The following is a 24,664-nucleotide window of genomic DNA, read 5'->3' on the forward strand; positions in this document are numbered from 1 at the left end:
CCCCGAAGGGGTGTTTACGCGCGAAGTTCATTTTCTTGTTAGCTGTTTTCTTAAGTAGTGGCGACGATGTGTTCCGTAATAACCGTCCAATTCACCGACCACCTCATAACCTTGCTTTAGATAGAAATTTAATGCTTGGAAGCTGAAAGTATCTAGAGATGAAGCCTTGCAACCTTTCGAAATAGCTTCATTCTCTGCTTCGGATAATATCTTTGCACCGTAATCCTTGTTGCGGTGGGCTTCATCTACCCACAAAAACTCTACATGAAGCCAACCACCAAAAATCTTACCGGTTAAGCCAGCTATAACTTGCCCCGCATCATCACGCAGATACACAGATAGGGGCGCCAATCTTTATCTACAAACTTAGCATTATATGCTCTTGTTCCTTCAATGATTCTTTCGTCATCTTTAGATTTAGGAGTATTGGTTATTTCTATATCCATTGGCATCCCTTTACAGCTAACAGTATATTAGGCAGAATTCCGAATAAGAACAGTCAGCCAAATTATTTTATGTTGACAAAGTAACCTATGTTCATTTCGTATTCAATAGCTTACAGCGATAAAGCAGCATACTTTGTGAACAACTCTAGTGTTGAAAGCCAGAATTTAGTTATTTGTGATTTATTTCGCACAACTAAAAAATAAAGTTCATTTAAAATAGATGCTTAATTAGAATAAGCTAAATTTTCCCTTCCTTCTTTCCTCCCAAAAAAGAAAATGTAATCAGCCTTCATTCGAAGGCTGAGCAAAGCGTTTATCTAAACCTTTCAACCCGATAATCACTCAAATCAATGTCAGGTTGTTCACCTGACATCTGTTGAGCCAAGAGCTTAGCGGTTATCGCCGACCAGGTCAGTCCTAAATGCTGGTGTCCAAATGAGAAAAACACATTCTTATGATTTGAGCTGCTTCCCAATACAGGTAAGCTATCGGGCAGCGAGGGCCTAAATCCCATCCAGCGCTCACCATCGCTCACTTTGGCATCAGCAAATAGGCTTGGCAGTAGGGCCTTGCCATGGGGGAATAGACAGTCAGCGCGAGACTCATTCAACGGTGCTTGTAAGCCACCAAATTCCACGGTTCCAGCCAGTCGCGTTCCCTCTGTCATCGGGGTGATAATGAATTTACGATTATAGGAGGCAACAGGACGTGACAAACTGCTTTTTTGGGGCATCATCAAATGGTAGCCCCGCTCTGCTTCCAGCGGCACTTTATGGCCTAGCTGTTTCACAAGCGGCTTAGACCAAGCTCCTGATGCTATAACTATCTTATCAGTATTGGCTATATAGCCTGATGATAGAGCCAAGTTGATGCCTGTTTCACCACCACCTACCGGCTCAATTTTACCGAGTTCACCGGTACTCAACTCTCCCCCTAAGGCGATAAATTTTTGTGAAAAAGCTTGGCATAATTGATAAGGATCATTTGTATGTCCAACATGAGTAAAAAAGAGTCCATGGGTCACCGACTGGCTTAAGCTAGGCTCCAGCGCCCTCACCTCTTCCCCCGTCAGTAACTTAACTTCAACCCCTGCATCACGGTAGTGGGTAAACTCCTTGTCAACCTCATCAATAGCCGTTCCTTCAAACACCAAAAGACTACCATTTAATAAAAGCAGCTCCTCACAGTTGCAAAAACTAGTCAGCTCCTCCATCGCAGTAATAGAGGCTTGATTGAGCCGCTTAATGCCTTGTCCGTTGTGCAGCCTTTTACTGGGCAACATATTAATGAGAAATCGGCAAAACCAAGGCAAAGCTTTGAAAAAATATGCAGGCCGGATACGAAATGGCCCTAATGGATCGAGCAACATGCCAGGCAGTTTAGGCAGTAAACTAGGATCAGCCAGTGGAAACACTTGCTCTGTGGCAAAATGGCCAGCGTTTCCCTGTGATGCACCAGCCCCAACTCCCTCTTTATCGATGATCTCGACCTGAAACCCTGCTCTTTGCAACTCAATTCCTGTTGCCAGTCCAACAATTCCAGCACCAATAACCGTTACCTTTATGGCTTTTTTGTTGCTCTGTTTATGTTCTCGATGATTAATCTTTGTCATGACGCTCTCATATTATTCACTCAGCCCTGTCATTGGGGATCAAACTTCAGGTTTAACGTAAAATAAAGCCATCTTGGAATTGATCATCTGGATCGACAATAAATTGATGCTGACCAGTGATATAGGAGCGACCTGACACCTGTGGGATAATCGCCTTTTTGCCATGAAAATCTTGCTCTCTTAATGCACTCACCGTCATTTTTCCGTCGACAATACTCTCTATCACCAGAGGCTGGTTTAACCCGATTTCACCTTTGGCGTATAACAGCGCCGCTCTTGCAGCAACGCCTGTTCCTGTGGGAGATCTATCCACCTCTCCATCAGCAAAAATACACACATGGCGGGAGTGCGCAGCTTTCTCTGTGACCTCCTTTGAGATAAAAATAGTGCCATAGAGAAAGCTAAGATCACTCTCTAATGGGTGAACAAGAGGATGACTATCCATGACAGCGTGTTTAATACGTCTCCCTAGGTCGATTAGTTGGGCGACATTTTCTCTACCACAACTGAGCCCCAGAGCATCAGCATCTATGTAGGCATAATACGCGCCACCAAAGCCAATATCATAGTTAACTTCACCTAAGCCCTCGACCATAACACTGCAGTTAATTGCTTCCGCCCAAGAGTCGACATTTTCAAAACTGGCCTGAACTCTCCCCTCTTCATCAAGTGATGCCGTGGCTGTGATAAGTCCTGCTGGTGCATCGATTTTTATCACTCTTGGTTCACAGCCTAATAAAATCGTGTTGGTTTCACACATCACTTTCACCAAAGCTAAAATACCGTGACCACACATACTGCTATACCCTTCATTATGTAGAAACAGCACGCCGAAATCGGCCTCTTTAGATACAGGGCGAGTGATCAATGCTCCATACATATCGGCATGCCCTCTTGGCTCATGCATCAACAGAGTGCGGTATCTGTCTAAATGTTGGGCCACATACTCCTTCATCTCCAATATGGTCTCGCCTAAGATCTCTGGGTAACCAGAGATGATGATCCTAAGTGGCTCACCCTCAGTGTGAGCATCGAGTGTTATGAATTGTTGACGATTTCCCACGACTTCTAATGGCAGCTTGTTTAGCTTCATGGCGCACTCCTTTCTTATTCTTTGTATGCAATATATAGTATTTGGCAACAGTAGGGATAAATTTCAACCAAAAGAGGCTTTTCTTTTCAGTAATATTGTATACAATATACATAAGTTTTAAAGCAAATCCAAAAATCAATGGAATTAACCCCGGTTATATCGGTATAAAAAGTAAAAGAGGTAGTTAAGATGAAAGTAAATTGGCAAGGTGTGTTCCCAGCAATCTCAACCCAGTTCAACGATGATGGTTCGATTAACTATGAATCGAATGCCCGTATGCTGGAAGACCTTATTAATGATGGGATCGATGGCATCATCGCACTCGGTACCATAGGAGAAAACGCCTCTTTAAGCCCAACTGAGAAACGTGAGTTTATTAAACACACAGTAGAAACTGTTAAAGGCCGTATTCTCGTTTTATCCGGTTGTACCGAAAACACAGCTGAGCAAGCCGCCAAGTATGCACAAGATGTGGCAGAGCTCGGTGTTGATGGTTTGATGTTACTGCCCGCTATGGTATATCGCGGTACCGACCGTGAAGTGGTAGCCCACTACCAACACGTTGCTCGTGCGACTAAGCTTCCCATCATGATCTACAACAACCCTGTCAGCTACGGCGTTGATATCAACTTAGAGATGACGGCTATTCTTGCTCAAGAGGAGAATATTGTCGCGATTAAAGAGTCCACCACAGATACCCGTCGCCTAACAGAGCTACAATCTCAATTTGGCGATCGCTTTAACATTCTATGTGGTGTCGATGACATCGCACTCGAAAGCATCTTCTTAGGCGCTACGGGTTGGATATCTGGCCTTACCAATGTATTCCCACGTGAGTCTGTCACCCTATTTAAGCTGGCACGTGCTGGTCGTATTGAAGAAGCACGCGAAATCTACCGTTGGTTTATGCCGCTGTTACGTCTCGATACTATTCCCACTTTGGTTCAATGCATCAAACTGGCTGAACAGATCGTTGGCCGCGGCAGCGAAAATGTTCGTATGCCACGCATGAGCTTAATCGGTGACGAACGTGCTTATGTAGAGAGTGTCATTAAAGAGGCGATGGAGACACGAATCGATCTCAATAAATACAACCTAGATTAAGCATCGAAAAGAGAGCTCAACAGCTAGCCCATTGATAAAAACAGACACTCTCCACACATCGAGATAAACAGTAACAAAACCTTAGCTCTCGATGTAAAGGAGAAGATGGAGTAAAGCATAGATGTTAAAAGGCACCTTCTTTTGCGTCGATGCTCATACCTGCGGCAATCCGGTTCGTTTGGTCACCAGTGGCCACCCGGACCTTAAGGGCTGCACCATGAGCGAGAAACGCCAGGATTTTCTCAATCACTATGATTGGATCCGTAAAGCCCTGATGTTTGAACCCAGAGGCCACGATATGATGTCGGGGGCTTTTTTATACCCTCCCTGTAGTGATAACGCCGACGCGTCGATTCTTTTTATAGAAACCAGTGGCTGCCTGCCCATGTGTGGTCATGGGACTATCGGAACCGTCACCGCTGCAATTGAGTCTGGGCTGCTAACGGCCAAAAAACCTGGGAAACTGGTAATAGATGTACCAGCAGGTCAGATAAACATTGATTTTCAACAAACTGGAGACAAGGTCGACTGGGTAAAAATCTACAACGTGCCCGCTTACCTTGCCCATAGTGATGTTATTCTCGATATACCTGAATTAGGCCCATTAAAGGTCGACGTGTCATATGGTGGAAACTACTACGTCATCGTCGAACCTCAAACCAACTACCCAGGCTTAAGGCATTGGTCTGCCGCCGACATCTTGCGCTGGAGCCCAATGATAAGGCAGATAGCTCACGAACAATTAAGCTGTATACATCCAGATGACCCAACGGTATCAGGAGTTTCACATGTATTGTGGACAGGCGATACCATCAGCGAAGGATCTGACGGTGCCAATGCAGTATTTTACGGTGATAAAGCTATCGACCGTTCACCTTGCGGGACAGGAACAAGTGCTCGGTTAGCGCAACTTTACACTAAAGGGCAGCTCAAGGTTGGCGATCAATATACCCACGAGAGCATTATTGGTAGCCAATTTATTGGCCGCATTGAGTCAGCCACTCAAGTTGGCACTCACCCCGCCATTATGCCAAGTATTCAAGGTTGGGCGCGCATTACAGGTAAAAACACCATCACAGTCGATGATAGCGATCCCTACGCGTTTGGTTTTCAAGTGATTTAGCCCTTCACAGTTTATCACTTATTAATTGACAGCATTATTCAGGAAATATTATGACAAAAACAATGAAAACTCAGGTTTCAGGCAAACACTATATCCAAGGGGAATGGGCAGGCGAAGCGGCTTCTTTCTCCAGCTTCAATCCAGTGGATAACACCCCGCTTGATTGGCAATTTGCTAACGCAACAAACCAAGATATTACTGCGGCGGCAAAAGCGGCGAAACACGCATTTACTCAGTACCGCTCCACCACGCCTGCGCAGCGCGCCGCATTTTTAGAGGCCATCGCTGATGCGATACAAGCTGATATAGAGGTCATCACAGCCACCGCTCATCTCGAAACAGGGCTTCCCATGGCTAGGCTTCAAGGAGAAACAGGCAGAACCTGTGGGCAACTGAGATTATTTGCCAGCACACTTCGTGCCCCACTCGATCCTAAGTTAGTGGATTTAGCGAACCCAGAGCGTACGCCGCTCCCAAAAGCTGATACTCGACTCGGCGTACTTCCCCTTGGCCCTGTCGCCGTCTTTGGTGCCTCTAATTTTCCACTAGCATTTTCAACGGCTGGCGGCGACACCGCCTCAGCGTTAGCTGCAGGTTGCAGCGTTATCGTTAAAGGCCACCCAGCCCATGCCGCTACCAGTGAGCTAGTGACTCGCGCAATTGAAACCGCAAGTAAACGCTGTAATATGCCTGCTGGCGTATTTAGTCTAATCCAAGGCAACACACCACAAGTGTCGACCCAGCTGGTTAATCAGAGTGAGATTAAAGCTGTTGGCTTTACCGGCTCCCTTAGAGTTGGACGCATACTTGCCGACTTATGTGCAGCAAGAGCTGAGCCTATTCCATTTTATGGCGAGCTAGGCTCAACCAATCCTCAATTTCTATTGCCACAACTCTTGTCAGAGCAAGCAGAACAATTGGCCAGTACTCAAGTTCAGTCGATGTTGATGGGACATGGGCAGTTCTGTACCAGTCCAGGGATCATTGTTGCTCAAACCGGTGAAGCGCTAAACCGTTATATCGCAACCATGACAGAAGATATCTCTACTCTACCGGCTGCAGCAATGCTGACACCCGGTATCGCATCCACTTATCAAGCACAAGTCGATGCACTACTTAAAGACACACAGGTTAATTTAATTGCCCAAGGACAAGCAGCCAGCGCGAGCCATCAAACTCGTCCAACGGCAATTAGAGTCTCTGCCAGCACATACTTAGCATCTAAAGAGCTACAACAAGAGGTGTTTGGACCTTGTGCAATACTCGTAGAGTGTGACACTCAGGAGCAGATGCTTCAGATTGCAGAGGAGTTAGAGGGGCAATTAACCGCCACCATCCATGGAAGCGAAACCGAACTGACAAAACAGCGCGATCTCATTGAAGCGGTGGCTTACCATGTTGGCAGGCTTATCTTCAATCAAATGCCAACGGGTGTAGAGGTGTGTCATTCGATGAATCATGGCGGTCCCTACCCTGCAAGTACAGACAGTCGCAGCACCTCGGTGGGCAGTCAGGCCATGAAGCGATTTGAACGCCCAATCTGTTATCAAAATATGCCAGAATCAATTTTACCCGATGAATTAAAACTAACCGACCCTAAAGTGATGACATTTTAAATCGATTAGAATAATAAAATTAAATAAAGGGAAGATAGTTTCCCTTTATTTATATTGGCAATAACGGTAATCTTAGAAGGATAAAATAGAATAACGAATAGTCAAAACCAAATTTATGAGCCGATCAACACCTATTATCCATAAAACTCGCACTCAAGTCGTTGTAGAAGTGCTTAGAGAAAAAATTCTTTCTGGTGATATCGCTGCTGGTGAACCGCTACGTCAAAGTGCATTAGCTGAAGAGCTAAATGTCAGTCGTATTCCTGTAAGAGAAGCCTTACTTCAGTTAGAAGCTGAAGGTTTGGTGAAGTTTGAAGCCCATAAGGGCGCAACAGCCACTGAACTATCAGTTGAACAAGTTACCGAACTGTTCGAACTCAGGGCAATGATCGAAACCGATCTATTAGCTAAAGCCATACCTAATTTGCAAGATGAAGATTTTCTTCAAGCTGAAAAAGTATTAGGTGAGTTAGAGTCAGCTTTTAAGCAAGAGGATGCCGTAGCCACATGGAGTGAGCTTAATACACGCTTCCACACATGCTTATACTCTCCAGCAAACCGTCCACATACTTTAGAAGTCGTGCATGGTTTAAACACCAATTGTGACCGCTATATCCGTCTACAATTATTACTGGCTGGCGGGATCCCTCGCGCCGAACAAGATCACCGTGATCTGCTCAGTTTCTGTAAAAATCAACAGACTGACAAAGCCGTTGAACTTCTTCGTGCCCATATTCTGCATGCCGCTGACGCAATACGCGACCTTGTCGCCCAACAAGTGGTATAGATCACAGTTGAAACACGGGCGACTTGTTAAGCTAAACTAATGTTTGATAAGGCAGAGCCAAGGTTCTGCCTTTTTTATTTGAGAGAAAACCAGATGCAGTACGCCACGATTACCGGTTGGGGAAAATGTGTTCCACCAGCAACCCTAACAAACCATGACCTTTCTACTTTCATCGAGACTTCGGACGAGTGGATTAAACCACGTACAGGCATCAGTCAGCGTCACATCAGCCACGTAAACACCTCTGAGCTTGCCTCTGTGGCAGCAAAGCGTGCGCTAGCAGCAGCAGGCATCGAAGGCAGTGACTTAGATATGATCATCTTAGCAACAGCCAGTCCTGATACACTGATCCCAAATATCGCCTCTACAGTACAAGCCAATGTAGGCGCAACCTGTGCAGCTTTTGATATTAATGCAGCCTGCAGTGGTTTCCTTTACGGCTTAGGCCTAGGCAGCTCACAAATTAAAAGCGGACAGTGCAAAAAAGTATTGGTGATTGGCGCTGAACGTCTCTCATTTTACTTAGATTGGTCACGTAGAGAAACTGCAGTTCTCTTTGGTGATGGTGCAGGCGCTGTAGTACTTGAAGCAACGGATGAGCCTATCGGTGTGCTGGGTTATGAGCTTAATAATGATCCTGCTGGCCGTGATATTCTAAAAGCGGGCTTCGGTACTGCTATGGACAGGTTCAGCGCTGCTTCTCTGGATTTCTATATCGAATTTAACGGTCAAGAGATCTTTAAGCGTGCTATCGCTGGCATGGGTAAATTGAGTACTAAGGTGCTTGAAAAATGTGAATTCAGTAAAGATGACGTTGACTGGGTGATCCCTCATCAAGCCAACGAGCGTATTATTGATACACTGATTAGCCGCATGAAAATCCCGAAAGAGAAAGCAATTGTGAACATTGCTAACTATGGCAATACCTCGGCGGCCACCATCCCTATCGCCATCTGTGATGCCCTTGAACAGGGTAAGATACAGCCAGGCCAAACAATTCTATCCTGCGCTTTTGGTGCTGGACTCACCTCTGCAGCTGCATTGATCAAATGGGGAGACAGAGTCACACCGATTAATGAAAGTGATGCTGAGCTCCCTCCTTGTGATCAGACGGGAATAGAGTTGGTCAGCAAAGCCGTTAAGCACTTTTGTGGTTAATCCTTAGCTAAGATATTGATAAACACCAGCCATCGCGCTGGTGTTTTTATATCAAGCCTTCTTTTTACGCTGACTTTTACCCCGTGACGCTCTTGCGATGACAACTCTATTTCTTAACATGCAGAGTATAAAATAGCAGCCACTTGCCGCTAATAGGTGTTTAACTGTGTGCCCGCTTATCAACTCTCCTGTGGCCAGAAAGATATTGAGATCATAAACCTCTGCAATTTTGGCAAGAACATAGCAAGCAAAAGCCAAGAATAGTAACTTGTGATGGGAGTAGATCCGAGGAAACAGTAACAAAATAATAGGCAGCGTTAACAGAGGCACGAGCTGCACCCAGTAATAGAACCTGAGATCATCAGTCCAATGCCAATAGGAGACTGATAAGATCCCAATGAACAGAGCTGGAAGTAATATCATTTCACTGAGCTTGCTTGACACATACTCACCTATCAAGGCGACAAAAAGTCCCATAAAACCAAATGTCATGGGTAAACGATCCCAGACTAGCGAGTTATTACTGGGTGACCAGTGATAATAAGATGAACCTGCAAATACTAATAAAATCCCTATGAACAGTAGTGTCCAACCGTTTAACACACGCCATTGATAGATGGACATCGTTTGATAAAGTCCTAAAACACCGATAATAAGAAAAGGAATATTAGACAATACATTCATAAAATTAGGCAGATAAATGAGGTCTCTTTGGTCGGCAAATTCATGGTAAACAGATGGTTGTGGAATAGGTTCCAAACTAAAAATCCATAGTAAGGGGACGAATACAATAGCAAGCAACAGAGCATGTCGCCAATTGAAACACCCCATTACAACAAGATTATTCTGATTCAGCCTATTCACTACACGACTCCGCCCCATCTAACAGCCTGCTTACGCAAACGAGAAAAGGAGTTAACGAATTTTCTTTCCTTTAATTTTAGTTCAGGTTAGTGACGATGAAGCACAAAGCTCAGTCTAAATTGATTTAGTGTTTCTTCTGGTTATACATATGGGTGTCAGCATTATGAAGTAAGTCTCTCAAGCTACTGCCATCATTGGGGAAAATAGAAACACCTATACTGGCCCTCAGCTCAAGCAGCTGACCTTCTATCAATATATCTTCATTTAACACACCGCGAATGACATCAATTAGGTCGACTCTCACTACATCTAGATTGTAATTTTCAAGCACAACCACAAACTCATCACCGCCAAACCTAGCAACAAGATCCGTATGTCGTATCTTAGTTTTAACCCTGTTGGCAGCTTCGATTAACACCTTATCGCCCACCTCATGACCGAAACGATCATTGATAGTTTTAAAGTTATTAAGATCGATATAGAGCAGTGCCATGGATTGTTTTTGCTCTTTAGCTCGTTCAAGAGAGTTCTCGGCACTCTCTTCAAAAAGGTGGCGATTAGCCACCTTCGTCAGATTATCGTACAGCGCCATCTCCTGTAGTTTCTGTCTAGTCAGTACATGTTCAGCCACCTCAGCCTGCAGCCTTAAATTAACAGTGATTGAATGTATCTCGTTTTTAGAGATCTTAAACCCTTTCGATATGAACATAAGTGAGCCAGATATCAGTACTAAAATCATCAGATAACCAAAGGTACTTGGAAAAATAACGAAGTAAAACATAACAGGGATTAACATACTGAAATTAAATAAGATGTAATAAGTCGGTATCACAGAGTACTGAAAAATAGCCACCGCAATGGAGGCGAGGTAGATACAGAGAAGAAAAAGCACACTGGCTTCTTCGATAGGCTTAGGTAGCAGAAAAACGGCGACGCCATATAAGACTCCTATAACACAACCTAAAGTGACTCTAGAGATCAGTAAGTTTGCCAACAATTCGCCTTCTAGTTTATGTTTATCAACGTATCTAGAGATTAAATAGACACATGTGGCAACCACAGCGGTACATGCAAATAGAAGTTGGATCTGTCCAATCATCGCACCGTAGTAATAGAGAATAACTGAGATAAGACTCGCACCAAAAATCAAGCCAAGCATATTGGAGATGGAGTAACTAAAAAAGCGATGAACTCGCTCTAAGTAGTTCAACTCCCGCTCAGGATCTTTGGGGTAGCGCAGAGATAAAAGGTTGATATAGGTCACTTTGCCATAACCCTTAGCCAACAAACTATATGAATCTACAAAGTTTAGTAAAGCTAACCTCATAATGCCATTGCAAGCAAAAGCATCTATGACGAAACGAATTAATGATGAGAGCAGCTAAATTATGAGTGGATTATCAAGCCTGTTAAGGGTTAACAGGCCAGAGATAAATAGTTAAGCGAAAAGCTTAGTTATAACCTCTTATATAGATTGAGGTCACCTCGTCACTATTAAATGCTTCACAAAGCGAGCTATAGAGTTGCGTATTAGGTTTTCTCACCACAGGAGCAAAATCATCAAACTGTTCAATTTGATCATTAAGGTGGTTGTTTTGATCGTTTCTCAATCTAACTTTAGTGCTTTCCATAATCACGCCTCTGCTATTTAATCAGTTAACCCGTAAAACTGTCATAGGTTACATAAGGCCATAAAATTCAAACACAGTAACTATCGAATACCAATCTAGATCATGAGCTTAATGGCTAATATGAAACTAACTTTATTTAACAATACTCAATGCTTATATTAAATACAAAACATTAAAACTTAAGGTTGAGCTGCATCAAACATAATTAGTTAGCTAATAGGTTATATCACTCCAACTCATTATTTAACTCAAGCTCTGTACTCGCCGAACAAATACTACAGTACGAAAAAAAGGTGAAAAAAATGCCAGTCATCACTGACTGGCATTGTTATTTTTTGCTAACAGATCAAATTAGATGCTAGCTAAAATCTTAGAAACACTCTCTTTGGCATCACCAAATAGCATCTCTGTATTCTCTTTAAAGAAGAGTGGGTTTTGCACACCGGCATAACCTGTTGCCATTGAACGCTTAAATACCACCACGTTTTCAGCATTCCACACTTCAAGTACTGGCATACCAGAGATAGGGCTACCTGGCTCTTTCGCAGCAGGGTTAACCGTATCGTTAGCTCCAATCACCAGCACCACATCGGTATCGGCGAAATCCTCATTGATCTCGTCCATCTCCATGACGATATCGTAAGGCAGTTTTGCTTCAGCCAAAAGTACGTTCATGTGACCAGGTAGACGCCCCGCGACAGGATGGATAGCAAATCGTACATTCACGCCGCGTTGACGAAGTTTCTGAGTGATCTCAGCAACTGGATACTGAGCCTGAGCAACCGCCATGCCATAACCTGGTGCGATGATAACGTTACGTGCATTCTTCAACATCTCTGCGACGTCATCAGCCTGTACTTCGCGATGCTCACCTTGCTCAGCATCACCAGCAGCCATAGTGCCACCTTCGCTACCAAAACCACCTAAGATCACAGAGATAAATGAGCGGTTCATCGCCTTACACATGATGTAAGAGAGAATAGCACCAGAGCTACCTACCAGTGCACCTGTGATGATCAACAGGTCATTGCCTAGCATGAATCCTGCCGCAGCTGCTGCCCAACCTGAGTAAGAGTTAAGCATAGAGACAACCACTGGCATATCCGCACCACCAATCGCCGATACTAGGTTATAACCAAACACAAAGGCGATGAAGGTCATGATAACTAATGCAGTGATAGCATCAGTCTGCATGTAGTAGATACCCAGTATCACAGAGACAACGATCATCCCTAGGTTCAACCAATGCGCGCCAGGAAGTGACTTAGGTGCGCTCTTCACTAACCCTCTGAGTTTAGCGAATGCCACCACAGAGCCAGTAAAGGTCACCGCACCGATAAAGATCCCTAAAAAGACCTCGACATCGTGAATGGTTTTAGCAACAGGATCTATCTGGCCTGTTACTGCATCCATTAAGGAGCCATGATCTAACGTGCTTGAGAAACCAACCAAAACCGCAGCCATCCCCACAAAACTGTGAAGAATCGCCACCAGCTCAGGCATCTCTGTCATCTCAACTTTCAGTGCTAAACGCACACCAATTGCAGCACCAATGGCCATCGCACCGGTAACAATCCAGCTGTTACCTTCGATTTGAGTACTGGCAAGGGTTGCAATAACCGCAATCACCATACCGATAATACCCAAGATATTACCGCGCTGAGCGGTTTCCTGCTTACTTAAGCCTGCAAGACTGAAGATAAACAGGACTGCAGCAACAAGATAAGCTGCACTTAATAATCCTATAGACATGTTCGTCAATCCCCTTAGTCTTTACGGAACATTTTCAGCATACGCTGAGTGACGGTGAAACCACCGGCAATGTTAATGGAAGCGATAAGTATCGCGATACCGGATAAGATGAGTACCGCCGTACTGTCGCTATTCATCTGTACTAAAGCACCCACAACAATGATGCCACTGATCGCGTTAGTCACACTCATCAAAGGAGTATGAAGGGAGTGACTCACATTCCAAACCACGTAATAACCAACAACACAGGAAAGCACAAAGACACTAAAGTGCTGCAGGAAGTCCGCTGGCGCAGAGTTAGCAATTAGGCCAAATAAACCTGCCGCTACCACAGCTAAGACTGGTTTTATCCAAGGGTTCTTTTTCTTCTCAACAACTTCAGCTACCGCCTCTTCCGCTTTGGCTTGAGGCTGGGCGCTAACCTGGATAACTGGAGGTGGGAAAGTGATCTCACCATCTTTAACCGCAGCCACACCGCGAACAACTTCATCGTCGAAATCAATCACAAAGTTGCCATCTTTCTCTGGCACCATCAGCTTAAGCAGGTTCACTAAGTTCGTACCGTATAGCTGACTTGCTTGTGTCGGTAAACGGCGCGACAGTTCGGTATAACCGATAATAGTCACATCGTTAACCACAGCCACTTCTCCGGGTACGGTCAGTTCACAGTTACCGCCATTAGCCGCCGCCAAATCGACAATGACACTACCAGGCTTCATTAAGCCAACCATATCTTCAAGGATAAGCTTAGGTGCAGGTTTACCGGGGATTAGCGCTGTGGTGATAATGATATCAACCTCTTTAGCCTGTTCGCGGAACAGTGCCATCTCAGCTTCGATAAACTCTTTACTCATGACTTTGGCATAACCATCACCAGAGCCAGACTCCTCTTCGAAATCAACTTCTAAGAACTCGGCGCCCATAGAGTTAATCTGCTCTTTCACTTCTGGACGGGTATCAAAGGCGCGAACGATAGCTCCTAAACTCCCCGCAGCTCCCAAGGCAGAAAGACCTGCAACACCTGCACCAATGATTAAGACTTTCGCCGGTGGCACTTTACCCGCAGCGGTGATCTGTCCAGTAAAGAAGCGACCAAAGTGATTTGCTGCTTCGATAACGGCGCGGTAACCATCTACGTTAGCTAATGAGCTACGAGCATCGAGAGATTGTGCACGTGAAATACGCGGCACCATATCCATGGCAAGTAGGTTGATCCCCTTCGCCTTAAACTTTTCTAACAACTCAGGATTTTGGGCTGGCCATACAAAGCTTGCCACTGTCGCACCGGCTTTCAATAGATCGGCTTCATCAACGCCGGTATCTACATCGATAGTAGGCGCATTGACTTTCAATATGAGATCCGCTTGAAACGCTTCTTCGAGGCTAACGATATCAGCACCCGCTTCTTGATACGCTTCATCTTTAAAATTTGCTGCCTCGCCGGCACCGCGTTGCACCACAACACTGAAACCTAATTTCTTAAGCTGAACAACAGTGGCTGGTGTCGCGGCTACCCGGCTCTCCTGGTTAAGGATCTCCCTTGGTATTCCGATTTGCATAATGTTTTCCTGGTGTCGATAGTGATGTTCTCTACTGCGATTAACACGAGATTAGACTCGGCAATGCACTAGGTAATTTTTTATAGTGTGTTATGACATAGCAATAGATAGGGTCATTGCCGCCATCAATATTCAATCAGGCGCGTCATAAACCATACCAACAATACCAAGATATTTGGGTGATGGGTCAATAATTTTCAATAATTGAGCTTAAGGTCAATTATTTTCAGGGAGATGTTTGCTAGTGGTAGGCTGTCAATCTCATTATGCTATTAGTTATTTACAATTGTTATCAGATTCATCTACATAGATGAGGAATATCTAGCCTCAATAATAGATGAAGTTCTTTACTCAGCTGGTATACAAATCGATACTAGATATCCAACTTAGCTTCATCCCAATAGAGACTCTGGTTAAAGTAACCAGCTAGACGTTGATTAAGATCATTAAAGCTAGATAGCGACTCCTCTTTACCGCTTAAACAGGACCAAACAAAACGGTGACAGTTATTATCGAAAAGGTCGTACTCCCGGTAGGTGTAAATAGCCTGCTGAGCCTTTTCTAACATGGCAGGCTCCACAAGAACTTGATGATCGTGACTGCAAGCCACAAAAATTTTGCTCCCTGTACGTCCCGCCAAAAAGCGTTTAGTTGATACCGCTCTCACTAAACCACTACCATGTAACTCAATTAACGTGTGTTCATCTAGCCATATCCCAGTGTGCTCAATCAAACCATAAACAAAACAGCAGATAATTGAACCAGGTTGTGGTTGCACTTTCTTGTGCCCTGCTTGCCACACACTAGGTGCCAGTGGAAGGTGATCCCCCTCTTTAAAGGTTTTAGGGGCTATCCCTTTGCGCCGCTTTAGCTCTAATTGATGACGCTTCTCTCGTTCATCGGCTAGCAGCACTGCACCAATTGCTGCGCCTCCAAGCCAAAGTAAGGGTAATGGCATAAGTCTGCTCCGAGTCTGAATACGATAAACTCACAACTAAGGTAGTCACTATTAATACCAATCTAGAAAATATTCTTTAAGAATGAAACAGCACAAATGTAACTAAATCTATGGTTCCATAAATGATATTGAGCATGCCTCTTAAATTGATTGCCAGCAAAACAAAATATTAATCTTCATCTTATTGGAAAAAATTGCCAAAACTTTAACTCTCCACTAGCTTTAAATGTATGTTTCTAAAGTTTTAATTTTTTATGGGCTGTGATAATGACATCATATTATGTTGTTTTTATAAGTTCACAATTAGCGATAAAACATTCATCTACAAGATAAAATTAGCAAGATAGGAAAGCTGTTGGTTTATGAGTGATAAAGAGGCTGACTTAATCAAGACCATTGCTGTACTTACCCGAAAAGCGCAGCGAGAGCGTAGTGCTAGGTTAGAAGCGGAGAAACTGCTCAACCAGAAAAGTCGTGAACTCTATTTTGCTAAGCAGGAGGTTGAAGCTTCACTCTTTTCAATACAAGAGAAATCCGACCAAGACACAGCATTGATAGGACTTAAAAGTAACTTAGAGTCAATTCTACTTGAATTTAATCAAAACTTTCTCCAGCAACCTCTTTCAAATGATCTCCTACAAAGCCTGATGGACACATTAGCGAAACTAAAACATGTTGAGTCTAGTCAGCTTGTGTTTAAAAATGAGCAAAAAACCAGTCATCAAGCCAACTTTTCAGCAGGCACATTTACTCAATGGGCGCCCCATAACAAAGGGCAAACAACAGACTCTGAATATCCTCAGCGACAACTTATCGTCAAAATAGGGGAAAACCAGCACACTCTAGGCTCACTGTATATCAATTTATCCGTACCAAACAATTGGTTATCGACGATTGAAAAGCAGCTATTTCTCTTCTCCAACATGATTTCAGCCGCTTACCAAAGACAGGTATTACTGGATAAAACATTGGCGCAGAAAACTCGAGCAGAACAATCTGAGCGCTCAACCAAAGACTTTGTAGCCATGATCAATCATGAGCTAAGAACCCCACTAAATGGCTTGCTGGGAAATACAGAGCTGATGATTGAAACACGGCTAAGCGATTACCAAGAAAAGCTTATCAAGAATATGGTTCAATCGGGAGAACTACTCAAAGTCATCATTAATGATCTTTTAGATATCAGTAAGATAAATGCAGGTATGTTGGAGTTAAACGAGGTGGCTTTTTCAACACTGGAACTCACTAACGCCATTCAAAATACCTTTGCTCCTCAAGCTGCTGAAAAAGGGTTAGCTTTTGACTTTGAGATCGATCCCAAGACACCTGAAAACCTCTCAGGAGATCCAGACAGAATTAAGCAAATTTTTGTCAACCTAATTGGTAACGCAATCAAGTTTACCGACAAAGGTAAGATTTCAATCAAGATTGACTGGCATGAATCCTCATTTAGATTTGTCATTTCTGACACTGGATGTGGGATCCCCAAAGAACATCTCGCCAACCTATTTGATCCTTTTACTCAAGTAAACAACCGCAGTAACCGCCTTTATGAAGGCACCGGATTAGGCTTAACTATATGTAAACTGCTCGTCAATGAGATGCTTGGTCAGATAGCACTTGAAAGCCAACCCGATAAGGGCAGCAGTTTTACCGTCACCCTACCGCTAGCTGTCACACAAGCCCAACAAATCAGTCAGCCAGCTGAATTTAATTACACAGATTTCGACTCATTAACGGTATTAGTCGTCGAAGATAGCCATATCAACCAGACATTGATAAAGATGATGCTAGCCAAATTTAATATCCCGCCATTTGTGGTAGATAATGGTCAGGAAGCGATCGATTTTTTAAGCGACACTGAAGTCGACATCGTTTTTATGGATTGCAGAATGCCCGTTGTCGATGGGTTTCAGGCTACAAGAGAGCTGCGCAAACAAAATTACACGAATCCCATCATCGCTCTCACCGCAGGAACAACCTCAACCGAGATAGAGCAATGTAAGCAGTGTGGAATGGATGATATTGTATGTAAACCCTATAAGATTGCCGATCTTAAGGCGATATTAATGAAATGGAATCCATTGAATTAATCAACTCGCCAGTTTAAATTATGTCGACTTAAGCCAGTAACTCTGTCAGTTTTACACTTTCGCCTTGGCCTATGGCACTGATCTGAGCCAGCAAAAGCTCACCACAGGCTATGGCGTCAATCAAGGCATTATGAGCCGCATAAACAGGCAAACCGTATCGCGCTCTACTTGCTCCAAGTCGCAAAGCCCCCTCCTTGAGCACTTCATGCTGACGCATTAATCTACGCTTCTCTATCGCTAAGGTGTCGATAGCCATCAAGGTCACTCTCTGGCGAAAATGTGTTGATAGCCCTTTTTGTAAAAACGCCAAATCTAAGGGAGAGTGATGAGCCACCAGCATCTGTCCTTGGCATCGTTCTAAAAACCAGGTCATCGCCTCCTCTGGAGATACCGCGCTATTAAGGTGGTGATCTAAAATACCGTGGATTGTGGCACTCTGACCGACACTACCCTCTATTTTCACCAATTTATGCTCAGCTTTTGACAGTATAAGTCTGCCCTTTTCGATCGGAACGATACCAATACTTAAGATCTGATCAAACTGGGCATCGAGCCCTGTCATCTCAAGGTCGATAGCCAACAAGGGGGCACGCTCAACGTCGAGTTCCAGTAGGGATTGCTGTCCGTGGTAATAGGTCTTAAGAGCTTGATCCTCAGCCCGAAAGGCGCGCCAACAGAGTTTACTTTTTAAAAGGTAGCGAGACAGCAAATCAGAAGCTCCGAGTAAATTTCAGCTTTATACCAGACTGAGCATCGTGAACCACCTTGAAAGCATCCCTCAATTGATGCCTAACTAAAGAGGAGAGGTGTTTAGGTTGCAAGTAGTTAGAGATGGGCATAGCGTGAGTATGTTGATAGCCCTGATTAGAGAGGCGCATATGGGCGATAAACTCATGGGCATCGGCAAGATTAAGTGCATCTTTGCGGTTAATAATATCTTTCTCCATTAACACTCGGATCCGTTTTGCCGTATTCACCTCTTTAATCCCTGCCGACAGGGCATAGACACGTGCAATGTCATTAATTAGCGCATTACCTTTATGTTTAAGATCAATCCCCTTTACTTCAGAGCCGTCACGCTCGAGCACGAACTTCTTAAAAAAACCTAAAGGTGGCGACTCGACCAGTGAGTTATTTGTCATACCAGCCAGAAAAATATCATTATCTTTGGTCTCTGCTAACACCTTGTCTTGCAGACTATCGAACAGGGAAGTGGGACCAAACACCGAGCGCATATCAAAGAAGATACTGGCATGCATTAAGGCTTTTGGTTCAGGTGTATTAACCCAACTAGCGAATCGGCTTTGCCACTGTGAGAGGCTTAAACGCCACTTGGGGTTTTGCGCCATAATATCGCCGGGACAAAAGATATAACCACACTTATCTAAGCCGCTACAAACAGCTTTTGTTAATGCCTCAAAATAGCCTGATGCGGCCTCATCAGGCTCATGGGCAAGCAGTAATCCGTTATCTTGATCTGAACAAGCAGCCTGATCTTGTCGCCCCTGGGATCCAAAGGCCAGCCAGCAAAAAGCCATCGGTGCTTCACCGAGCAGCTTTTGATTTAATATGATCAATCTACGAGTCAAGGCATCGGTGACAGAGGTCAGTACCCGACCAATCTCCTCAGCTCTGGCATCGGCACTGATTAAGTTTTGTAGGAGCAGTGGGATCTGTTTACTCACAGAGATAAGGCTATCTAAGCTATTTTGGCGCTCTATTTCGCCAATCAAGAGCAAAGGTTGCGAACTTTGCCCACGCAGAATATCGGTACTGGTCAAAACGCCAACCGCTCTCTCATCATCGACAATGGGCAGATGATGAATACCATGTTCACTCATCAAGAGCATAGCCTCAAAGACTAAAGCATTAGAGCTGAGCACTTTTGGCTGAGTGGTCATGGCTTGATGCACAGGCAAACTGCCATCTTGTCCCTCTGCTAACACGCGATTTCGCAGATCTCTGTCGGTTAAAATTCCACACAGTTTATGGTTATCAATCACCAGTACAGAGGACACTCTAGCCTCACGCATCTTCTTCGCCGCATCACTGACTGAGGCGTTTATATCGATGATAAGAGGGTTATTCGACATCAAGGAGCTGACTCTGCTAGTCGTGGTTAACTCTTTCGCTTTAAACCTAGCTTGATGACGGAGACGTTTGGCGAAAGCACGGTTAAAGAAGCGATCAAATTGCCGACTCTCAACACGCAGATAATCGAAGGTATCGGGGTCCAGATGATAGACCAAGCCATCTTCTAAAATGCGCACCCGGTTACTGACCTTTTCACCAGACAGGAGTGAAGGGAAACCAAAATAATCCCCCTCTCCCAATCGATCAAGTAGCTCCCCATCATCATTTCTCACCTCAAAAGCACCACTGCGAACAATGTATAGCTGAGGATCTGTTTCATCCAAAGGAACAAAGGCAGATGCTTTGCTGTAATAGCCAACACTTAAACTTTTACAACATCGATCCAGTGTCGAATTAGACAGAGTATCGAAGGGGACAAGTCCCTGTATAAAATCTGTAATCGGTTGAAGCTCACTTGCATCCATAGATCGACTGCCACAATTCTAGATTATAAAACTATACCTAATGCAACCTAATGCAGATATTCGACTAATGGCGTAAGAGAGGTTCACCTTAGAATTTAAGGAGTGTGGAAGAGAAAATATTAGAGCCTAATAGTGTTCATTTAACCCTATTAGGCTCCTAGATGAAACAGGTCTTGTTATTGCTTTAGATTGCTCACTTTATTGACTAAGGTTTCACCATGAAAAACCGTGCCTAAAATAGCAATATCTTTGATATCCATAGGTTCTACCTTTAGTGGATTTTCCTTTAATATTGTGAAATTAGCGGTTTTCCCCTCCTCAATAGTACCAATGCTTTTCTCAAGGTTTAATGTTCTCGCAGCCGTCGAGGTGATCGCTTTCATCGCAGTATAGGCATCAATTCGCTGCTCTTGAGAAAGCAGGCTATTATTAGCCGTCACTCGATTAACGGCAGTCCAAGCTAAAGTCAGTGGTTCAACCGGAGCCATGGCAAAGTCAGAGTGGAATGAAACAGGCACTCCTCTGTCTGTTAACGATTTAACCCGAACCAGCGACCCTGCTCGCTCAGCCCCTAAGCCATCGGTTGCATATTTATCAGCTAACGCCCAAAGATAGAAAGGATTAACTGACGCCTCAATCCCCAAACCTGCAATCTCATCGGCCTGTTTATCTGTAAAATACCCCATGTGATGCAAGGTGAGGCGGTGATCCTTTTTAGGGTTACGCTGTTGATCTTCTGAGTTGTAATCGAGCACCTGCTGAATACCAAGATCGCCATTAGAGTGAACATGGATCTTATAATCATTTTGCCAATATAAACTCAACTGCTCTTTAAACAGGGTCAGTGGTGTCATCCACTCCCCCTGGTGGCCATCGGCGTAACCCTCTTTCATCTGCATCAAAAGAGAGTAGATAGCACCATCGGCAAATAACTTAACCTGCTTAGGAAGGAACTTGATATTGTCTGTATTGTACTGCTCTGGCAGATTTTCCATCACTTCCATGGCTTTATGATTATCATTTCCCGCCATGGCGTACAGCTGAGTACCGTTAGGGATCAGGTAAACATCATAAGGTGGCTTTTTGTCCATCTCCTGCTTCAGCAGGTCATACTCCATCTTAAAATCTGAGCTGGGAAAGCCTGGCTCAGCGATAGTCGTAATGCCATTTTTACGGATAAGTTGGGTCATCTTAGCCAAACCCGTTTTATATGACTGCGGATCAACCAGAATATGGCTAATCTTAGGCACTAAAGCTAACCAGCCTCCCTCATAAAAATGTCCACCTTTCCAATCTACTTGAGGGTTGCCACTAAACTCACTCTCTTTAATACCAAACATCTCAATGGCTTTATCGTTAAGAAAAATCTCATGAAATGATCGATGAATAACCGCAACGGGCTTATCAGGTGAAAGCTTATTGAGCGTTTCACGGTTTAACTCGCCGTGCCAAAGCTGGTGATAACCCCATACGAAGAACATCTTGTCAGATTTAGCATTATCTTTAATCGACTGCGATAAACGCTTAATGTAAGCCTCTGGGGTTTGCACACCTTTTTTCACACCATCTGGAAGCACCCAGTCATGAGGCGCTATCACTTCATTCGGTAACATCAACGCAGCAATTGAGGGGTGAAGATGGGGCTCAATAAAACCAGGCATTAGAGTATTACCCTTTAGATCGTATAGCTCAGCCTTACCCTCAAAGCGTTTAAATGCCTCGGCTTGGCTGCCGGTAAATACAATTCTTCCTTCACGTTCAACAACAGCTTCGACATACTCGGGCTTATCACCCACCATGGTCAGGATATCGCCACCAAAGAAGAGAGTTTGCTGTAACTGGTAAGGTTTGGGAGCTATATCTTGCTTAATAACGCCAGCTTGAGGGATGTTTGGCAAAGCTTTCGGTTCATCCTGACTGCAGGCACTCAGTGCGGCAACGAGGGCGATGGTTCCAATAATTCTAAACATACGTGTCGTCCTTTACGTGATTAAAGCTCAGAGTGGAGCTAGATAGGTAACAGAGTTAATCAATAAAATAAAGCAGATCACTCTGCTAACCAGTTATTTATCGCTTTACGCTTCTCTCGTTTGATATCACGGCGAACCTTGTCACTAATCTCATCTCTTGGATCTAACCCATCTTTTATTTTCTCTACTTTCTTTGCAGCTTTGCGCTCAGCCTTACTCAACTGATGTTTAGTGTAACTACCATCGGCCAACTCCTCTGCGCTTCTTCTCGCCTTTTTTAACTTATGCTCAGTACGGCGAAGCTCACCTTTATACTCAGCTTTAGTCTCCTTAATATCCCGATTCAAGCGCACCGCATCTTTAAGTAAATTTTGCGCAAACAGATTAGGAGAGATAAGGGCGGTAGAGAGCCCAGCCAAGAGTACATACTTTTTCATATTATTAAGCCTCAAAAATTAAAGGCAGAATTATCTTAGGTTACTTTTGATCAATAAATCCCCTTGCGCTCATTATGATCATAAGCTGGACAAATGAATCTTGAATAACTGACAACAAAAAAGAGCGCCTAAGCGCTCTTTTTACTCTGTAACTAAGGTCACATCGTTAGTGGTCGTGTGCTTCGCCAGACCCTTTAGGGAAACGAATTGACTCAACCATCTCAACAACATCAGCAGGAACAGCAGCAGTCACTTTACTCACACCGAAGGCGACAGCAAAGTTCACAAACATACCTAACATACCGATACCTTCAGGAGAGATACCCATAAACCAGTGATCTGCATTGTTAATCTCAGGGTTAACAAACTTAAAGAACACAATATAAGAGGCAGTGAACAGTAGGCCAATGACCATACCAGCAATCGCCCCCTCTTTGTTTATGGTTTTAGAGAAGATCCCCATGATAATAGCAGGGAACAGTGACGATGCAGCTAAACCAAAGGCTATCGCTACCACCGCAGCTACAAAGCCTGGTGGATTAATTCCGAAGTAACCTGCCATCACAATACCGAGTGCCGCAGCGATTCGAGCAAACATCAACTCTTTCTTATCTGAGATATCCGGCATAAAGTTTTTCTTCAACAGATCATGAGAGACCGAAGTTGAGATAACGAGCAGCAGACCAGCAGAAGTTGATAACGCCGCCGCTAAGCCACCAGCTGCTACCAGTGCGATAACCCAAGCTGGTAAGTTAGCAATTTCAGGTGTTGCCAAAACCATGATATCACGGTCAATCTTCATCTCATTTTCAGCGCCTTTAGCATAGTAGATCTTGCCATCAGCATTTTTATCATCCCATGTAATAAGCCCAGTCTTCTCCCAGTTCTTAATCCACTCAGGCGCAGTTTCATAAGCAACACCCGTTGATTCTGGACCATTAATAGTTTCAATCATGTTTACACGAGAGAAAGCTGAAAGAGCAGGAACAGTGGTGTACATGATAGCGATGAACACAAGTGCCCAACCCGCTGATACACGTGCATCTTTTACTTTAGGTACAGTGAAGAAACGTACAATAACGTGAGGCAGACCAGCAGTACCAAACATCAAGGCACCAGTGATAAAGAACACATCAATCATGCTCTTAGAGCCTTCGGTATACTGCGCAAAGCCGAGTTCAGCCGATAAGCCATCTAACTTATCCAATAAGTAGACTCCGGTACCATTCCCCGCAGCATCAATAAGCTCAGCACCAAAGCCGATTTGTGGCAATACATGGCCTGTCATCATCACAGAGATAAAGATAGCTGGCACCATGAAAGCGAAGATAAGCACACAATACTGTGCAACCTGAGTGTATGTAATGCCTTTCATTCCACCGAGTACAGCGTAGAAGAAGACCACGGCCATACCAATATATACACCGGTTTCAACATCAACTTCGAGGAAGCGTGAGAATACCACGCCCACACCACGCATCTGACCCGCGATGTAGGTAAAGCAGATAAAGATGGCACACACAACGGCAACGGTACGTGCTGCTTGTGAGTAGTAACGGTCACCAATAAAGTCAGGTACCGTAAACTTACCAAACTTACGTAGGTAAGGTGCCATGCAAAGCGCTAGCAGAACATAACCTCCCGTCCAACCCATCAGGTATACAGAGCCATCATATCCGACAAACGAAACGATACCAGCAAGTGAGATAAATGACGCTGCAGACATCCAATCGGCCGCTGTTGCCATACCATTCATCACAGGATGGACACCGCCACCTGCAACATAAAATTCTTTTGTCGATCCGGCTCTGGACCAGATCGCAATTCCAATATAGAGGGCAAACGTTGCGCCCACGATTAAATACGTTAGAGTTTGTACATCCATCTCACCGCTCCTTATCTA

The 24,664-nt window shown here is 44.2% G+C and carries 20 protein-coding genes; 6 read left to right on the forward strand and 14 right to left on the reverse strand.

Features of this window, described 5'->3' with window-relative positions; all coding sequences use genetic code 11:
• Positions 1-27: 27 nt before the first annotated feature.
• The 3 genes from SWOO_RS14590 to SWOO_RS14600 form a co-directional block, all read right to left on the reverse strand.
• The gene (locus tag SWOO_RS14590; protein ID WP_012325430.1) at positions 28-336 is read right to left on the reverse strand and encodes a GNAT family N-acetyltransferase; all 309 of its coding nucleotides are present in this window, start codon (positions 334-336) and stop codon (positions 28-30) included.
• 423 nt (positions 337-759) lie between these two features.
• Positions 760-2,058 carry an NAD(P)/FAD-dependent oxidoreductase gene (locus tag SWOO_RS14595; RefSeq protein ID WP_012325431.1) on the reverse strand — a complete coding sequence of 433 codons (1,299 nt, stop codon included), beginning with the start codon at positions 2,056-2,058 and terminating at the stop codon, positions 760-762.
• A gap of 52 nt (positions 2,059-2,110) precedes the next feature.
• The gene (locus SWOO_RS14600) at positions 2,111-3,151 is read right to left on the reverse strand and encodes a proline racemase family protein (protein WP_012325432.1); all 1,041 of its coding nucleotides are present in this window, start codon (positions 3,149-3,151) and stop codon (positions 2,111-2,113) included.
• Between the two features lie 189 nt (positions 3,152-3,340).
• Between SWOO_RS14600 and dapA the strand changes: the two genes are divergently transcribed.
• The 5 genes from dapA (at position 3,341) to SWOO_RS14625 (ending at position 8,939) form a co-directional block, all read left to right on the forward strand.
• Entirely contained in the window at positions 3,341-4,255 is a 915-nt protein-coding gene (dapA, locus tag SWOO_RS14605) for a 4-hydroxy-tetrahydrodipicolinate synthase (protein WP_012325433.1), read from the forward strand.
• A 121-nt stretch (positions 4,256-4,376) separates the two neighbouring features.
• Positions 4,377-5,378, forward strand: coding sequence for a 4-hydroxyproline epimerase (locus SWOO_RS14610; RefSeq protein ID WP_012325434.1), 1,002 nt, complete (start codon positions 4,377-4,379; stop codon positions 5,376-5,378).
• Positions 5,379-5,428: 50 nt separating this feature from the next.
• Entirely contained in the window at positions 5,429-6,994 is a 1,566-nt protein-coding gene (locus SWOO_RS14615; protein ID WP_012325435.1) for an aldehyde dehydrogenase (NADP(+)), read from the forward strand.
• Positions 6,995-7,109: 115 nt separating this feature from the next.
• A complete protein-coding gene (locus SWOO_RS14620) occupies positions 7,110-7,781 on the forward strand; it encodes a GntR family transcriptional regulator (RefSeq protein ID WP_012325436.1) in 672 nt (223 codons plus the stop codon).
• Between the two features lie 93 nt (positions 7,782-7,874).
• The gene (locus SWOO_RS14625) at positions 7,875-8,939 is read left to right on the forward strand and encodes a ketoacyl-ACP synthase III (protein WP_012325437.1); all 1,065 of its coding nucleotides are present in this window, start codon (positions 7,875-7,877) and stop codon (positions 8,937-8,939) included.
• A 51-nt stretch (positions 8,940-8,990) separates the two neighbouring features.
• On the opposite strand, the gene SWOO_RS14630 is transcribed toward SWOO_RS14625, so the two are convergent.
• From SWOO_RS14630 to SWOO_RS14655, 6 genes are all read right to left on the reverse strand, one after another.
• Positions 8,991-9,698, reverse strand: coding sequence for a ceramidase domain-containing protein (locus tag SWOO_RS14630; protein ID WP_195742798.1), 708 nt, complete (start codon positions 9,696-9,698; stop codon positions 8,991-8,993).
• Positions 9,699-9,927: 229 nt separating this feature from the next.
• Positions 9,928-11,130: a GGDEF domain-containing protein gene (locus SWOO_RS25565; protein WP_012325439.1), complete on the reverse strand. Its 1,203-nt coding sequence runs from the start codon at positions 11,128-11,130 to the stop codon at positions 9,928-9,930.
• Positions 11,131-11,254: 124 nt separating this feature from the next.
• Positions 11,255-11,434 (reverse strand): hypothetical protein, encoded by a 180-nt coding sequence (locus tag SWOO_RS14640; RefSeq protein WP_012325440.1) that lies wholly within the window; start codon positions 11,432-11,434, stop codon positions 11,255-11,257.
• 351 nt (positions 11,435-11,785) lie between these two features.
• A complete protein-coding gene (pntB, locus tag SWOO_RS14645) occupies positions 11,786-13,186 on the reverse strand; it encodes a Re/Si-specific NAD(P)(+) transhydrogenase subunit beta (protein WP_012325441.1) in 1,401 nt (466 codons plus the stop codon).
• A gap of 14 nt (positions 13,187-13,200) precedes the next feature.
• On the reverse strand, positions 13,201-14,745 hold the full coding sequence (locus SWOO_RS14650) for a Re/Si-specific NAD(P)(+) transhydrogenase subunit alpha (protein WP_012325442.1): 1,545 nt from the start codon (positions 14,743-14,745) through the stop codon (positions 13,201-13,203).
• Between the two features lie 373 nt (positions 14,746-15,118).
• A complete protein-coding gene (locus tag SWOO_RS14655) occupies positions 15,119-15,703 on the reverse strand; it encodes a hypothetical protein (RefSeq protein WP_012325443.1) in 585 nt (194 codons plus the stop codon).
• A gap of 362 nt (positions 15,704-16,065) precedes the next feature.
• Between SWOO_RS14655 and SWOO_RS14660 the strand changes: the two genes are divergently transcribed.
• Positions 16,066-17,796, forward strand: a complete 1,731-nt coding sequence (locus SWOO_RS14660) for an ATP-binding protein (RefSeq protein ID WP_012325444.1) — start codon at positions 16,066-16,068, stop codon at positions 17,794-17,796.
• A gap of 28 nt (positions 17,797-17,824) precedes the next feature.
• Here SWOO_RS14660 and SWOO_RS14665 read toward each other — a convergent pair whose 3' ends face one another.
• The 5 genes from SWOO_RS14665 to SWOO_RS14685 form a co-directional block, all read right to left on the reverse strand.
• Positions 17,825-18,502 carry an exonuclease domain-containing protein gene (locus SWOO_RS14665; RefSeq protein WP_041418181.1) on the reverse strand — a complete coding sequence of 226 codons (678 nt, stop codon included), beginning with the start codon at positions 18,500-18,502 and terminating at the stop codon, positions 17,825-17,827.
• A 4-nt stretch (positions 18,503-18,506) separates the two neighbouring features.
• Positions 18,507-20,354, reverse strand: a complete 1,848-nt coding sequence (locus SWOO_RS14670) for a DUF294 nucleotidyltransferase-like domain-containing protein (protein ID WP_012325446.1) — start codon at positions 20,352-20,354, stop codon at positions 18,507-18,509.
• Positions 20,355-20,530: 176 nt separating this feature from the next.
• Positions 20,531-22,324, reverse strand: a complete 1,794-nt coding sequence (locus tag SWOO_RS14675; protein WP_012325447.1) for an amidohydrolase — start codon at positions 22,322-22,324, stop codon at positions 20,531-20,533.
• Positions 22,325-22,401: 77 nt separating this feature from the next.
• Complete coding sequence (locus SWOO_RS14680; protein WP_012325448.1) at positions 22,402-22,761, reverse strand: hypothetical protein; 360 nt, start codon at positions 22,759-22,761, stop codon at positions 22,402-22,404.
• A gap of 166 nt (positions 22,762-22,927) precedes the next feature.
• Positions 22,928-24,646 (reverse strand): sodium:solute symporter family protein, encoded by a 1,719-nt coding sequence (locus SWOO_RS14685; protein ID WP_012325449.1) that lies wholly within the window; start codon positions 24,644-24,646, stop codon positions 22,928-22,930.
• Between the last annotated feature and the right edge of the window lie 18 nt (positions 24,647-24,664).

This window comes from Shewanella woodyi ATCC 51908 (genome assembly GCF_000019525.1).
Lineage (GTDB): Bacteria > Pseudomonadota > Gammaproteobacteria > Enterobacterales > Shewanellaceae > Shewanella > Shewanella woodyi.